Annotated in this window: 15 protein-coding genes; 6 read left to right on the top strand and 9 right to left on the bottom strand. The window is 74.0% G+C overall.

Annotated features, from left to right (window positions below):
- Positions 1-157 precede the first annotated feature (157 nt).
- Both AB0C22_RS17520 and AB0C22_RS17525 read left to right on the top strand, forming a co-directional pair.
- Positions 158-697, top strand: a complete 540-nt coding sequence (locus tag AB0C22_RS17520) for an RNA polymerase sigma factor (RefSeq protein WP_208569443.1) — start codon at positions 158-160, stop codon at positions 695-697.
- Positions 690-1,238, top strand: coding sequence for a hypothetical protein (locus AB0C22_RS17525; protein ID WP_357535880.1), 549 nt, complete (start codon positions 690-692; stop codon positions 1,236-1,238). The genes AB0C22_RS17520 and AB0C22_RS17525 overlap by 8 nt, the downstream gene beginning before the upstream one ends.
- Here AB0C22_RS17525 and AB0C22_RS17530 read toward each other — a convergent pair.
- A complete protein-coding gene (locus AB0C22_RS17530) occupies positions 1,235-2,749 on the bottom strand; it encodes a protein kinase (RefSeq protein ID WP_357535882.1) in 1,515 nt (504 codons plus the stop codon). The genes AB0C22_RS17525 and AB0C22_RS17530 overlap by 4 nt on opposite strands.
- A gap of 144 nt (positions 2,750-2,893) precedes the next feature.
- Here AB0C22_RS17530 and AB0C22_RS17535 point away from each other — a divergent pair, with 144 nt between their 5' ends.
- The 3 genes from AB0C22_RS17535 (at position 2,894) to AB0C22_RS17545 (ending at position 4,888) form a co-directional block, all read left to right on the top strand.
- A complete protein-coding gene (locus AB0C22_RS17535; protein ID WP_357535884.1) occupies positions 2,894-3,484 on the top strand; it encodes a hypothetical protein in 591 nt (196 codons plus the stop codon).
- Positions 3,485-3,602: 118 nt separating this feature from the next.
- Complete coding sequence (locus tag AB0C22_RS17540) at positions 3,603-3,944, top strand: PadR family transcriptional regulator (protein WP_219469601.1); 342 nt, start codon at positions 3,603-3,605, stop codon at positions 3,942-3,944.
- Positions 3,941-4,888, top strand: a complete 948-nt coding sequence (locus AB0C22_RS17545) for a permease prefix domain 1-containing protein (RefSeq protein WP_219469598.1) — start codon at positions 3,941-3,943, stop codon at positions 4,886-4,888. The genes AB0C22_RS17540 and AB0C22_RS17545 overlap by 4 nt, the downstream gene beginning before the upstream one ends.
- An 88-nt stretch (positions 4,889-4,976) precedes the next feature.
- Here AB0C22_RS17545 and AB0C22_RS17550 read toward each other — a convergent pair whose 3' ends face one another.
- The 8 genes from AB0C22_RS17550 to pgsA form a co-directional block, all read right to left on the bottom strand.
- A complete protein-coding gene (locus AB0C22_RS17550) occupies positions 4,977-5,591 on the bottom strand; it encodes a DUF402 domain-containing protein (protein WP_307799648.1) in 615 nt (204 codons plus the stop codon).
- A gap of 5 nt (positions 5,592-5,596) precedes the next feature.
- Positions 5,597-6,349: a YebC/PmpR family DNA-binding transcriptional regulator gene (locus AB0C22_RS17555; RefSeq protein ID WP_208569437.1), complete on the bottom strand. Its 753-nt coding sequence runs from the start codon at positions 6,347-6,349 to the stop codon at positions 5,597-5,599.
- 207 nt (positions 6,350-6,556) lie between these two features.
- Positions 6,557-7,162: a pyridoxal 5'-phosphate synthase glutaminase subunit PdxT gene (pdxT, locus tag AB0C22_RS17560; protein ID WP_357535887.1), complete on the bottom strand. Its 606-nt coding sequence runs from the start codon at positions 7,160-7,162 to the stop codon at positions 6,557-6,559.
- Positions 7,163-7,205: 43 nt separating this feature from the next.
- On the bottom strand, positions 7,206-8,123 hold the full coding sequence (pdxS, locus tag AB0C22_RS17565; RefSeq protein WP_208569435.1) for a pyridoxal 5'-phosphate synthase lyase subunit PdxS: 918 nt from the start codon (positions 8,121-8,123) through the stop codon (positions 7,206-7,208).
- Between the two features lie 268 nt (positions 8,124-8,391).
- On the bottom strand, positions 8,392-8,895 hold the full coding sequence (locus AB0C22_RS17570) for a hypothetical protein (RefSeq protein WP_208569492.1): 504 nt from the start codon (positions 8,893-8,895) through the stop codon (positions 8,392-8,394).
- Between the two features lie 8 nt (positions 8,896-8,903).
- The gene (locus AB0C22_RS17575) at positions 8,904-10,073 is read right to left on the bottom strand and encodes a glycosyltransferase family 4 protein (RefSeq protein ID WP_208569434.1); all 1,170 of its coding nucleotides are present in this window, start codon (positions 10,071-10,073) and stop codon (positions 8,904-8,906) included.
- Positions 10,074-10,088: 15 nt separating this feature from the next.
- Positions 10,089-11,030: a phosphatidylinositol mannoside acyltransferase gene (locus tag AB0C22_RS17580; protein WP_357535889.1), complete on the bottom strand. Its 942-nt coding sequence runs from the start codon at positions 11,028-11,030 to the stop codon at positions 10,089-10,091.
- A complete protein-coding gene (pgsA, locus tag AB0C22_RS17585) occupies positions 11,027-11,647 on the bottom strand; it encodes a phosphatidylinositol phosphate synthase (protein WP_219469589.1) in 621 nt (206 codons plus the stop codon). Before pgsA ends, AB0C22_RS17580 begins: the two co-directional genes overlap by 4 nt.
- A 250-nt stretch (positions 11,648-11,897) precedes the next feature.
- On the opposite strand from pgsA, the gene AB0C22_RS17590 reads away from it, so the two are divergent.
- Complete coding sequence (locus tag AB0C22_RS17590) at positions 11,898-14,024, top strand: elongation factor G-like protein EF-G2 (RefSeq protein ID WP_219469586.1); 2,127 nt, start codon at positions 11,898-11,900, stop codon at positions 14,022-14,024.
- Positions 14,025-14,138 lie beyond the last annotated feature (114 nt).

The following is a 14,138-nucleotide window of genomic DNA, read 5'->3' on the forward strand; positions in this document are numbered from 1 at the left end:
CATGGTGTGACATGAAACTCGGCCGGCCGCAGGTGAGCTTCCCCGTCCGGCGGTCCGGCGGTCGGCCGCATCGGTCGGCTGGCCGACTCGGGAACCCGCCGGGCCGGTGCCGCGACATAGCCTCTACGGCACCACATCACGGCGGACAGGGACCGGAATGCTCCTCGCGAACGACATAGACGACCTGGCCGGCGCCGCCGCCCGGGGCGAGCCGGGTGCCCTCGACGCGCTGCTGACAGCGGTGCGCCCCGAGGTGCTGCGGCTCTGCGGCCGGCTGCTGCCGCACCGGGAGGACGCCGAGGAGGCCTGCCAGGACGCCCTGCTCGCGGTGGCCCGGGGCATCGACCGGTTCGAGGGCCGGTCGTCGTTCCACACCTGGCTCTACCAGCTCACCGCCAACCGGGCCCGCTCCACCTACCGGGCACTGCGTCGACGCTGGCAGGTCGAGGCCGATGGGGTGCCGCTGCCCGACCCACCCGACCCCCGGCGCACCAGCGTGGTCGCCGGCACCCGGCTCGACCTGCTCGACGCGTTGGACGCGGTCCGCCCCGAGGTCGCCGAGGCCCTGACCCTGCGCGACGTGCTCGGCCTGCCCTACCGGGAGATCGCCACCCTGCTCGACGTGCCGGAGGGCACCGTGAAGTCCCGGGTCCACCTGGCCCGCCGGCAGGTCCGGCAACGGCTGACCGGTGAGTGAGCGCCCCTGGCCGGGCCGGCTGCTGATCACCCTGCTGGCGCTCGTACCCGTGACGGCCTGCGGACCGACCCCGGTCGCGCCGCTGCCGGTCCGGTCGCCGACCCCGACGGCCGCCCCCGCGACCCCGACCGCCCCGACCGCCCCGGCCACGGCGGTACCCACCTCGGCCGGCCCGGTCGTCAGCGCCGTCAGCGCGCCGTCGGCCCGGCACACCCCCTCGCCGCCACGCCGGACCCCGACCGCCGGCACCCGCCCGCCGTCGACGAGCCCCCGGCCGCAGGCCTGCCTCGGCCCGGTCCGCTACGACCTGGTGGTCTCCGACACCGAGTTGGCCCTGTTGAAGTCGCTCTGCCTGAGCGTCGGTGGGGTGCTCCGCATCCAGGGGATCGGGCCCGGCGAGGTCGAGGTGGACCGGGAGGACCTGGTCTCCAGCCACTACGAGGCCGGGGTGGTGGACATCCGCTTCGTCCACTCCGGCACGGTGCAGGTGACCATCCCGCAGGGCGGCAAGACATATCCGGTCACGGTGGTGGTGGTCTAACCGTCGGCCGGGCGGACCCGTACCCCGGCCAGCAGCGTGTCGACGAACTCCGGCCCGCCGCCCGGGGGCGGGACGATCTGCGCATAGAGCAGGCCGTCGCGGCCGGCGCGGGCCGCCGCCTCGACCAGCACCGGACGCCCCGCCGGGCAGCTGAACCCGGCGACCACCCACTCCACGCCGCCCCGCCGGGTGCGCCGCACGGGCCCGGCCACGCAGTCGGCGTGCGGGCGTTGCGCGACGAAGTCCGCCGGGGTGGTCTGCCGGGCCAGGCCGGCGGAGAGCCCGACGAAGGCCCCGGGCACCGTCGGGTCGGTCGCCCACCGGCCGGGGTCGGGCGAGACGACCAGCGCCGGTTCGAGCCGCCCCCGCTCGTCGTACCGGCCGGCCCAGCCCGTCCCGGCGGCCCGCCAGCCGGCCGGCAGGGTGACGCTCACCGGGCCGCTGCGACCCCGCCCGGCGTCCGGCGCGGGGGCGCCTGCGTCGCCGGCGGTCACCCCCACCGCGACGAGCACCAGGGCAGCGGCCCCGACCAGGCGGAGCCGGTGGGCCGCTCCCCGCCGGAACCCCGACGGCCCCGCCACCACCCGATCCGCCCGACCCGCGTGGTCGGCGTGGTCGGCACGACCCGCGCGGTCGGTGCGGTCGGTGCGGTCGGCGCGGTCACGGTGGAGAGCGCGGCCGGCCGGGGCGGGGCGGGGAGCGTCGGCGGCGGACCCGGTCCCCGGTGGCAGTGCTCTCACCGGGCCCGGGTCGCCGGGCCGGCGGATGGCTTGGCGCAGCGCCGCCCGGAAGGCGTCCGCGTCGCAGTGACGGTCGGCGGGGCGGGGTGCGGTGGCCCGCCGCAGCACCGCCGCCACCGGCGCGGGCACCCCGGCCACGCGCTGGTCGGGGCCGCCGAGCAGCCGCAGGCCGAGCCGGCCCAGCCCGAACACGTCGCTGCGGGTGTCCACCACGGCGAGGGGATCGTCCTGCTCGGGCGCCATGTAGCCGGGGGTGCCGGCGCGGGCGGTCAGCCCGGAGGCGGCGGCGAGCGCCTTGGCCAGCCCCAGATCGGCGATGACCACCCGCTCGCCGTCGGCGGTCGAGGTGAAGAGCACGTTGCCCGGGGTGAGGTCGCGGTGCACCACCCGCTGGCGGTGCAGCACGGCGACCCCGGCGGCGATCTCGTCGAGCAGGGCCAGGGCCACCGGCACCGGCAGCGGTCCGGCGGCCAGCCGGTCCCGCAGACTGCCGCCGTCGGCCAGGGCCAGCACCGCGTACGGTCGGCCGTCGGGCAGTTCACCGACCGCGTGCACCCGCGCCAGCCGGGGGTGGTCGAGTCGCCGCAGCAGCCGGGCCTCGTCCCGGAATCGTTCCCGTACCCGCAGGTCGTGGCTCCAGTTCTCGGCGAGCACCTTGATCGCCACCCGGGAGTCGAGGACCGGGTCGTGGCCGAGCCAGACGGTCGCGAAGGAGCCCGCGCCGAGCAGCCGCTCGATCCGGTAGGAGCCGATCCACGCCGGAGTGCTCATCGCCCCACCCCCACCGCACGGTAGCCGGCATCGACCGCTGTCGGCGTCCGGGGCATCCGGGACCTGTCAGGAAACCGACGAACGGAATCCGGCCGGGCGGAGACCAACAGCACGACAGACCCGTACCTGCGAAGGAGTGCCGTCATGCGTCGTCTTCCCACCATCCTGCTCACCGGCGTGCTGGCCGTGGCCGCCGCCGTCGTCCCGGCCGGGCCGGCCGGGGCCGCCGGGCCGGGCCCCGGGGTCCGGCCCGGCGCCACCGTGGCCCTCTCGCCGGACCGCCCGGCCGGCAGCACCGACCTGCTCAGCGTCCGGGGGGCGGGACCGTTCCGGATCGGCGCGTCACTGACCCGGCTCACCTCGGCCGGACTGATCGACTGGACGGCCCTCGACTGCGAGGGCGTGGTCACGGCCGGCGTCACCGGTGAGTGGGCAGGTGTGATCATGGTGGCCTTCCGCAACGGGCGGCTGGTCGAGGTGGGCACCGCCACCGCACCGCCCCGCTCGCCGGCCGGGGCGAGCGTGGGCATGTCCTGGGCCGAACTGGAGCAGATCTACGGTCCGCGGGGCGCGCTGATCCACAACGACGCCGGGGACGCCACGGCCTACCTGGTGCGGTTCGGCAACCGGGTCGAGCTGTTCACCGGGCACCCGATCCGGCCGGGTGTCGGCTACTTCCAGGTCGGGCTGGCGGATCACGTCGAGCGGGCCTTCCGCCAGGGCCACTCCTGCTGACCGCCGGTCCGGGCCGGGGCGTCGGGGGTTCTCCCCGACGCCCCGGTTCGCATGGTGGCATCGCCAACATTGCTGTCGTCCTCGACATTAGTGTGTGTCACACAGTATGGTGTGACACATGATTAGCGAGGAGGTCCTGCGGACCCATCTCCAGGAGCTGCGTCGCGGCACGGTGGTGGTGGCCAGCCTGCTGGCCCTGCGCCAACCCGGCTACGGCTACGCGCTGCTGCAACGCCTCACCCGGCACGGCTTCCCGGTCGACGCCAACACCCTCTATCCCCTGCTCCGACGACTCGAGGAGCAGGGGCTGCTGACCAGCGAGTGGAACACCCAGGAGAGCCGACCGCGCAAGTTCTACCGCACCAGCGCCGACGGAGAGACGGTCCTGGCCCGCCTGCTCGACGACCTCGCCGCCGTACAGACCTCCGTGACCGGGCTGATCGAAGGAGCCGACCGATGAACACCCTGACCGACCGCTACCTCGCGGCGACGCTCCGCTCGGTGCCCGCCGAGCGTCGGGACGAGATCGCCACCGAGTTGCGCGCCTCGATCGAGGACATGATCGAGGACCGGAGCGGCGGCGGCCAGCACACCGCCACCGCCGAGCGGGAGGTGCTCACCGAGCTGGGCAACCCGGACCTGCTGGCCTCCCGGTACGCCGACCGCCGGCTCCAGCTCATCGGCCCGACCTACTACCTCGTCTGGCTCCGGCTGCTCAAACTGCTGCTCAGCTTCATCCCGGCGATCGTCGGCACGGTCGTCGTGGTCGTCGAGGTGGCACAGGGCAACGGCTTCGGCGCCATCGGCCGGGGGATCGTCGTCGCCATGCAGGTGGGCGTGCAGATCACCTTCTGGCTCACCCTGACGTTCGCCCTCATCGAACGCTGCCAGCCGGGCACCACGATGCCCGGCTGGACCGTCGACCAGCTCCCCGACGTACCCACCCACCGGGACGTCTCCCTCGCCGACACCGTCGCCTCGGTGGCCATGCTGGCGCTGACCATCGGATACCTGCCCTTCCAGCACTACCAGTCGTGGGTGCACGACACCGACGGCGGCAACATCCCGATCCTCGACCCGGCGCTGTGGTCGTTCTGGCTGCCGGCGCTGATCGTGGTGCTGGCCGCCAGCATCGGGTTCGAGATCGTCAAGTACCGGACCGGACGCTGGACCTGGCCGCTGTTCGGGGTGAAGGGCCTGCTCGACGTGGCGTTCGCGGTGCCGGTGGCCTGGCTGGCGCTCTCCGACCGGCTGCTCAACCCGGCCCTGGCCGACCGGCTGAGCTGGCTCGCCGACCAGGACAACCGGGACACCCTCGGAGTCGTCATCGCGCTGAGCGCCGCCGGGGTGGTGGTCTGGGGGCTGATCGACAGCGCCGTGAAGACACGCCGCCAGACGCGCTGAAAGAACCAGCACCCGACGGGCCCGGCGTACCCACGCCGGGCCCGTCGCACGGTCCGGGAACCCCCGGCCCGCGCGGGGGCGGGTCAGGTCAACACGGCACGGCAGCCCAGCCGGGCGGCAGCTGCGGCACCGGCCAGGACGGCTCCGGCCGCCAGTGCGCCCAGCCCTCGTCCCACCACCGCTGCCCCGCGTCGAGCAGCGCGGCGATCCGGTCCCCCTCGGCCCGGATCGCCTGTGCCATGCCCGGGTAACGCCCCTCGACGAGGCGCTGGGCGAACAGCTCCACGTCCTTGAAGACGTACCGGTCGGCGTCCGCCGCCCACCACAGGTCCAGCTCGTGGTCGAGGGTGTCCACCCCGATCGGGGTACGCCGCAGCGGGTCCTGGAGGTTGAAGTACCAGCCGGCGAAGGTGCGGTCCGGCCCGGTCCAGAAGACGTCGACCGAGTGCGCCTCGCCCGGGCGGTGCAGCATCAGCTTGCCGTGCCCGGACCACGCGGTGTGCCCCGCCGTCTGCCACGGGTGCCGGCCGCAGGGGAATTCGCCGTGCTCCGGGAAGCCGAACTCGGCACCCGGCGGCAGATAGAGCGCCAACAGGTCGTCGGTGTCCGCCACGCAGATGGTGGGGCAGCCGAACCAGACCTCACCACGCAGGATCTCCCGCCGGACGACCACGTCGCCCGGCGGGAACCGGTGTGCCGGCACGACCGTCAGGCGTCCACCGCCGCCATCACGTCGTCCGAGACGTCGAAGTTGGCGTAGACGTTCTGCACGTCGTCGCAGTCCTCCAGCACGTCGATCAGCTTGAAGATCTTGCGTGCGCCGTCCTCGTCCAACGGCACGTTGACGCTGGGGATCAGGGCGGACTCGGCCGACTCGTACTCGATCCCGGACTCCTGCAGGGCGGTGCGGACCGCGATCAGATCGGTCGGCTCGGAGACCACCTCGTACGCCTCACCGAGGTCGTTGACCTCCTCGGCCCCGGCGTCGAGGACCGCCATCATCACGTCGTCCTCGGTGGTGTCGGCCTTGGGGACGATCACCACGCCCTTGCGGGAGAACATGTACGACACCGAGCCGGCGTCGGCGAGCGAACCACCGTTACGGGTCAACGCCGTGCGGACCTCGGTGGCGGCCCGGTTGCGGTTGTCGGTCAGGCACTCGATCAGCATGGCCACGCCGCTCGGGCCGTACCCCTCGTACATGATGGTCTGCCAGTCGGCGCCACCGGCCTCCAGGCCGGAGCCGCGCTTGACCGCGCGGTCGATGTTGTCGTTCGGGACCGAACTCTTCTTGGCCTTCTGGATGGCGTCGAAGAGGGTGGGGTTACCGGCCGGGTCACCGCCGCCGGTGCGGGCCGCCACCTCGACGTTCTTGATCAGCTTGGCGAACATCTTGCCGCGCTTGGCGTCGATGACGGCCTTCTTGTGCTTGGTGGTCGCCCATTTAGAGTGGCCGGACATCTCGTACCTCCGTCTGTTGACTCACGCCTCGCGTCGGCTGGCCGCGCCGACTCCGGGCCAGCACCGGCCGCGTTGGAGGGCTGCGACGGGCAGTGCCCGCGCCGAACCGCGGCAATCCTACCGAGAGCACCCACCCCGCCGTCACACCCGGCGCGGCACCGCCACCAACCCGCGCGGAATTGCCCCTTTCGCCGGGAGATGGGCGGCTCAGTGGGCGGCCCCGACCAGGTCGGCGAAGTAACGGTGCAGACGCAGGTCCCCGGTCAACTCTGGATGGAACGACGTCGCCACCAGGTTGCCCCGGCGGACGGCGACGATGCGGTCGACGGCCGGACCCCCGGTGACCCGGCCCAGCACCTCGACGTCGGCATCGACCCGCTCGACCCAGGGGGCGCGGATGAACACGGCGTGGAACGGCCCGCCGTCGATCCCGGTGATCTCCACCGGCGCCTCGAACGAGTCGACCTGCCGACCGAACGCGTTGCGTCGCACCGTCATCGCGATGCCGGCGAAGCCCCGCTGGTCGGGACGGCCGTCCAGCACCTCGGTGGCCAACATGATCATCCCGGCGCAGGACCCGTAGACCGGCATCCCGGCGGCGATCCGCTCGTCGATCGGCGCGCGCAGCCCGAAGATGTCCACCAGCCGGCTCATGGTGGTGGACTCCCCACCCGGGATCACCAGCCCGTCGACCGCGTCCAGCTCGGCTGGCCGGCGCACCGCACGGGCGTCCGCGCCGACCCCGGCGAGGGCGGAAACATGCTCACGGACGTCACCCTGGAGGGCGAGCACCCCGATCACCGGTCCACCCACGTCCCCTCCTCCCGCGCCACCGGCAGCAGCCCCGACCCAAGCCTCACCAACCGCGCTCGGCCAACCGGTGCGGCTGGGGGATCTCGTCGACGTTGATGCCGACCATCGCCTCACCCAGGCCCCGGGACACCTTCGCCAGCACGTCCGGGTCGTCGTGGAAGGTGGTCGCCTTGACGATCGCGGCGGCCCGCTGCGCCGGGTTGCCGGACTTGAAGATGCCGGAGCCGACGAAGACGCCCTCCGCGCCGAGCTGCATCATCATCGCGGCGTCGGCCGGGGTGGCGATGCCCCCGGCGGTGAACAGCACCACCGGCAGCTTGCCCGTCTCGGCGACCTCCTTGACCAGGTCGTACGGGGCCTGCAACTCCTTGGCCGCGACGAACAGCTCGTCGGCCGGCAGGGAGCTGAGCCGGGCGATCTCCTGCCGGATCCTCCGCATGTGCATGGTGGCGTTGGAGACGTCCCCGGTGCCCGCCTCGCCCTTGGAGCGGATCATGGCCGCGCCCTCGGTGATCCGGCGCAACGCCTCACCCAGGTTGGTCGCGCCGCACACGAACGGGACGGTGAACGCCCACTTGTCGATGTGGTTGGCGTAGTCGGCCGGGGTGAGCACCTCGGACTCGTCGACGTAGTCGACGCCGAGGGACTGCAGGACCTGCGCCTCGACGAAGTGACCGATCCGGGCCTTGGCCATCACCGGGATGGACACGGCCGCGATGATGCCGTCGATCATGTCCGGGTCGCTCATCCGGGACACGCCACCCTGGGCGCGGATGTCGGCCGGCACCCGCTCCAGCGCCATGACGGCGACCGCACCGGCGTCCTCGGCGATCCTGGCCTGCTCGGCGGTGACCACATCCATGATCACGCCGCCCTTGAGCATCTCGGCCATGCCGCGCTTGACGCGGGCGGTGCCCCGGACCTGGGGGGCATCGGCGCTCGGGGACGTCGTTTCGGACATGGTCCATCACTCCTCGGACGTGCTCGGGGGCTGGCTCCGGCTGATGCTATGACGCCCCGGACGCCGCTCCGACAGCCAATCGGCCCCACGGTGGCCTGCCCTGTGGCCCCCGTCACCCCGGCTCGACCCGGGCCGGTGCCGCCCGCCCCGGCGACCCGCCCGCCACCGCGACCCGAGCCGCCACCGCGACCCGAGCCGCCACCGCGACCCGGGGCCGCCACCGCGAAAGGGGCCGCACCGTCGGGCAGCAACCGGTCGGCAGCCCCGGTCAGCCCGCCGGGACGTCGGCGGGCAGGGCCAGGGTGGGGTCGTCGATGTCGAAATACCGCGGCCAGGGGTGGCGGCGGCCCATCCGGCACACCCGCACCAGCGGTCGGCTCCGCGCGCTACGCGCGTCCCGCACCAGGTCGGTGTGCACCTGCCGGGACAGCGCCAGCCGCCGGCTCGCCGCGATCACCGCCCCGCAGGAGGGATCGGCCGGGTCCAGCCGGGCCGCCCGCAGTTGCCGGGTGAGGTCGTTCTCCGCCGCCTCCCGCTCCTCGGGGACGGCGTCCAGGGCGATCCGCGCCGCCGCGTACAGCTCCACGCCGTGGCGCTGCTCGGCCAGCACCGCGGCGGCGGCGGCCCGGCGCAGCAGATGGGCGTCGAGCGCGCGGGCCGCCGACTCCGCCCGGGTCTGCAACCGCTCGACCCGGCCCGCCGTCCAGACCAGGTAGACCACGACCAGGGCGACGACGACCACGGCGACCGACACCGCCCACAGCTGCGGCACCGTCGGGGTCACCGCGGACCACCCAGCCCCGCCCACTCCTGGTCGATGACCCGACCGTCGGTGGCCTCGATGGCCGCCGCGTAGACCTCCACCACCCGACGGGCCACCACCGGCCAGTCGTAGTGGGCCACCACCTGATCGCCGCAGGCGCTCAACGCGGCCCGCTGCGCCGGGTCGTCGAGCAGCTCCGCCAGGACGGTCCGCAGGCCGGCCGGGTCACCGGTCGGGAAGAGGCGACCGGCCCGCCCGCCGTCGAGCACCCGCCGGAACGCGTCCAGGTCGCTGGCGACCACGGTCGCGCCGGCCGCCAGCGCCTCGGTGAGGATCATGCCGAACGATTCGCCGCCGGTGTTCGGGGCGACGTAGAGGTCGACGCTGCGCAGCATCCGGGCCTTGTCGACCTCGGAGACCAGACCGAGGAACGTCACCCGGTCGCGTAGCTCCGCCGGGAACCGCCCGAACAGGTCGTCCGGGTCACCCGGTCCGGCCACCAGCAGGCGCAGCCCCGGCCGGTGCGCGGCCAACGCGACGAAGGCGTCGCGCAGGATCGGGAAACCCTTGCGGGCCTCGGTGAACCGGCCGAGGAAACCCAGCGTCCCGCCGCTGCCGGTGGCGCACTCCCCCGGCCAACCGGGCAACGGCTCGACCCCGGCGAACTTCGCCACCGCCACCCCGTTGGGGATCTCCACCGCCCCGCCGTCCATGTGCTCGACCTGCACCTTGCGGGCCAACGCGCTGACCGCGATCCGGGCGGTGATCCGCTCCAGCAGGATCTGGAGCACCCCCTGGGCGGCGGCGAGCACCCGGGACCGGGTCATCGCGGTGTGGAAGGTCGCCACCACCGGCCCCCGGGCGGAGAGCACCGCCAGCATCGACAGGCTCGGGGTGAGCGGCTCGTGCACGTGCAGCACGTCGAACTCGCCCCGGGTGAGCCAGCGCCGCACCCGGGCGGTGGAGACCGGCCCGAACGCGATCCGGGCCACCGAACCGTTGTACGGCAGCGGCACCGCCCGCCCGGCGGAGACCACGTACGGCGGCAGCGTCGACTCCTCGTCGGCGGGGGCCAGGACACTCACCTCGTGCCCCAGTCCGAGCAGCGCCTCGGCCAGGTCCATGACGTGGTTCTGCACCCCGCCCGGGACGTCGAAGGAGTACGGGCACACGATGCCGATCCGCACTGGCGCCCCCTCCCCTCAGACCGAACCGGCGCTGGCCGGGGGCGGCGCCGCGGTGGACCCGCCGTCGGTGGAGCCCCGCTGGTCCAGCCACATCCGCTGCAACATGTGCCAGTCTTGCGGATGACGGGCGATGCCCGCCGCCAGACAGTCGGCAATCCGCTGGGTCAGCACCCGGACCCGCTCGTCCAACGGTGCGCTGTCCGGGTCGGGCACCGGCAGCGGGCCCTCCAACTGCGCGCGCGGCATCTCCGGTTCGTACCACAGCGACGCCACGTAGAGCGGGGCGCCGGTGCGGATGGTCAGCAGGGCGGGCCCGGCCGGCATCCGGGTACGGCCGCCGAAGAAGTCCACCTCGATGCCCCGGGCGGACAGGTCCCGGTCGGCCAGCAGCGGCACCACGGTGCCCGCGCCGAGCCGGTCCACCAGCACGTCGAAGGCGGGCCGGGCACCGCCGTGGGTGGGCAGGATCTCCATGCCGAGACCCTCGCGGAAGGCGAGGAAGCGCCTGTAGACGCCCTCCGGCTTGAGCCGCTCGGCGACCGTGGTGATCGGCAGGCCGGCGGCGGCCACCCAGGCGCCGGCGGCGTCCCAGTTGCCGGCGTGCGGCAACGCCACCACCGCGCCCCGGCCGGCCGCCACGTCGGCGACGAGCAGCTCCGACCCGCCGAGGTCGAACCCGTCGAGGATCTGCTGGCGGCTCAGCGAGGGCAGCCGGAACGCCTCCATCCAGTACCTGGCGTACGACCGCAGACCCTGCTTGACCAGTGCGTCCAGCTCCGCCTCGGGCAGATCGGGGCCGACCACCCGGCGCAGGTTGGCGCGCAGTCGGGTGGCGCCCTTGCCCCAGGCGCGGTGGGCGCGGTCGGCGCCCACCTGGAAGGCTGCGGCGACCATGGGCCGGGGCAGCGCGCGGGCCAGCCGCCAGCCGGCTACGTAGCCGAGTTCGGTGAGGTTCACTCGGGGCCGGCCAGTTGCGCCTGCCGGTAAACGTGGGCCACCCGCTGGCCGACCGTGAAGATCGACACGGCGGCGAGCAGCCAGAGCGAGATCTCCAGGGCCGGGCCGACCCCGAGGCCGGTGAGCAGCCCACCGACCCCGACGATCAGCAGCCGTTCGGTGCGTTCCGCGACGCCCACGTTCCCGCTCATCCCCAACCCCTCGGCGCGGGCCTTGACATAGGAGACCAGCCCTCCGGCGGCCAGGCAGATCAACGCGGCGGCCACTCCGGAGTGGTTGCCCTCGGTGGCCAGCCAGTAGGCGACCGCGCCGAACACCGCACTGTCGGAGACCCGGTCCATCGACGAGTCGAGGAACGCGCCGAACCGGGTCGAGCCGCCGCTCATCCGGGCCATCGTCCCGTCGAGCATGTCGGTCAGCGCGAAGAAGGTCACGATCAGCGCTCCGGCCACCAGCTGGCCGCGGGCACCGAACCCGAGCGCGCCGACGAGCACGCCGACGGTGCCGGCCACGGTGACCGCGTTGGGGGACACACCGGCGCGGAGCAGACCGCGCGCGACCGGCTCCACGACGCGGGTCATCCCCGCGCGGGCCGTCACTTGGAAGATCTTCGCCATGGCGGTCCCACGATAACGGCCGGCAGTGCCGCGCGATACGGCCGGTCGCCCGACCCGCCCGACGAGACTTGTGCGGGGTCCGTCGACGGGTGTGGGATCGGGGCGGAAGGTGAGCCAGCTCACCACCTCGCCCGTTGACCGTTCGCCGGTCGCCGGGCCACCGGAGGATATCGCCGCGGCACCCGACCGGGCCGCTCCCCGTCGTGCGCGGCGGTCGCCACCCACCACCGGCTCAGGGAGGTGCGCCGCGATGGCGCAGAAGAACCAGGACCAGGGCGCCACCGGTGACACGCCGGTGGTGACCACGCCCGACCGGGTACGCAACGTGGTGCTCGTCGGACACTCCGGCGCCGGCAAGACGACCCTGGTCGAGGCGCTGCTCGCGGCCACCGGCACGATCGACCGGGCCGGCACCGTCGCCGCCGGCACCACCGTCTGCGACCACGACCCCGCCGCGGTACGCCAGCAGCGCTCGGTAAGCCTCGCCTGCGCCCCGCTGGTGCACGCCGGGGTGACGGTCAACCTCTTGGACACCCCCGGGTACGGCGACTTCGTCGGCGAGCTGCGGGCCGGGCTGCGGGCCGCCGACGCGGCGCTGTTCGTGGTGTCCGCCGTCGACGGGATGGACGCCGCCACCGCCGCCCTCTGGGAGGAGTGCGCCGCCGTGGACCTGCCGCGCGCCGTGGCGGTCACCCGGCTGGACCACCCGCGCGCCGACTTCGACGAGGCGGTGGCGCTGTGCCAGCGGGTCTTCGGAGACAACGTGCTCCCGCTGCACCTGCCGATGCTCGGCGACGACGGCGAGGCGGTCGTCGGGCTGCTCGCGTTGATCACCCGGCGGGTGCACGACTACTCGGCCGGGCTGCCCGCCGACGTCCGGGAGCCGGACCCGCAGCACCTGCCGGCGATCACCGAGTCCCGGGGTGAGCTGATCGAGGGGATCATCGCCGAGAGCGAGGACGAGACCCTGATGGACCGCTACCTCGACGGCGAGGAGATCGACACCGACGTGCTGGTCACCGACCTGGAGCGGGCGGTCGCCCGGGGCCACTTCCACCCGGTGACGCCGGTCTGCGCGGCCACCGGCGTCGGGCTGGACGTGCTGCTCGACGCCCTGGTGTCGGCCTTCCCGTCGCCGCTGGAACGCGAGGTCCCGGCGGTGACCGGGGTGGACGGCTCCCCCCGCCCGCCGCTGGACTGCGACCCGGACGGCCCGTTGGTCGCCGAGGTGGTCCGGACCACCGTCGACCGGCACGTCGGCCGGGTCTGCCTGGTCCGGGTCTTCTCCGGCACGCTGCGCCCCGACCAGACGGTGCACGTGTCGGGGCACGGGCTGGTCGAGCGCGGCCACCCCGACCACGACGCCGACGAGCGGGTCGGGCACGTCTACCGCCCGCTCGGGGCGGCCCTGCGCGAGGTGGACGCGTGCGTCGCGGGCGACATCTGCGCGATCACCAAGGCGGGCAGCGCGGAGACCGGCGACACCGTCTCGGCGAAGGGGGAGCCGCTGCTGATCGCGCCCTGGGAGATGCCGGAGCCGCTGCTGCCGGTGGCGGTGGCCGCCCGGAGCCGGACCGACGAGGACGCCCTGGCCCGCAACCTGGGCCGGTTGATCGTCGGCGACCCGACGCTACGGCTGGAGCGCAACCCGGACACCCACCAACTGGTGCTCTGGTGCATGGGCGAGGCACACGCCGACGTGGTGCTCGACCGGCTCCGGGCCGGCGGGGTGGAGCTGGACACCGAGCCGGTGCGGGTGCCGTTGCGGGAGACGTTCACGGCCGCCGCCACCGGACACGGCCGGCACGTCAAGCAGTCCGGCGGGCACGGTCAGTACGCCGTCTGCGACATCGAGGTGGAGCCGCTGCCCCGGGGGGCGGGTGTCGAGTTCGTCGACCGGGTGGTCGGCGGGGCGGTGCCGCACCACTACGTACCGGCGGTGGAGAAGGGTGTCCGGGCGCAGCTGGCCCGCGGGGTGGTCGCCGGGCATCCGGTGGTGGACGTGCGGGTGACCCTGGTCGACGGCAAGGCGCACAGCGTCGACTCCTCCGATGCCGCGTTCCAGGCGGCCGGCGCGCTCGCCCTGCGCGACGCCGCCGAGCGGGGCGCTCCGACCCTGTTGGAGCCGGTCGACGAGGTGGTGGTCCGGGTCGCCGACTCCTCGGTCGGTGCGGTGCTGGGTGACCTGTCCGGCCGGCGGGGCCGGGTGCTCGGCACCGAGGTCGACCCGGACGTCGAGGGCCGCACCCTGGTCCGGGCCGAGGTCCCCGCCCAGGAACTGCTGCGCTACGCCGTGCAGTTGCGGGCCCTGACCGCCGGCACCGGCACCTTCCGCCGCACCTTCGCCCACTACACCCCCACCCCCACCCCGAAATAACCCAACCCCACCCTTACCACCCACCCCACCCCACCACCCCCACCGCCCCACCACCCCCACCGCCCCACCACCCCACCGCGTCGATCATGGAGTTGTGGTGGGTGTTGAGCCCCA

This window comes from Micromonospora sp. NPDC048894, from assembly GCF_040649765.1.
Taxonomy (GTDB): domain Bacteria; phylum Actinomycetota; class Actinomycetes; order Mycobacteriales; family Micromonosporaceae; genus Micromonospora; species Micromonospora antibiotica.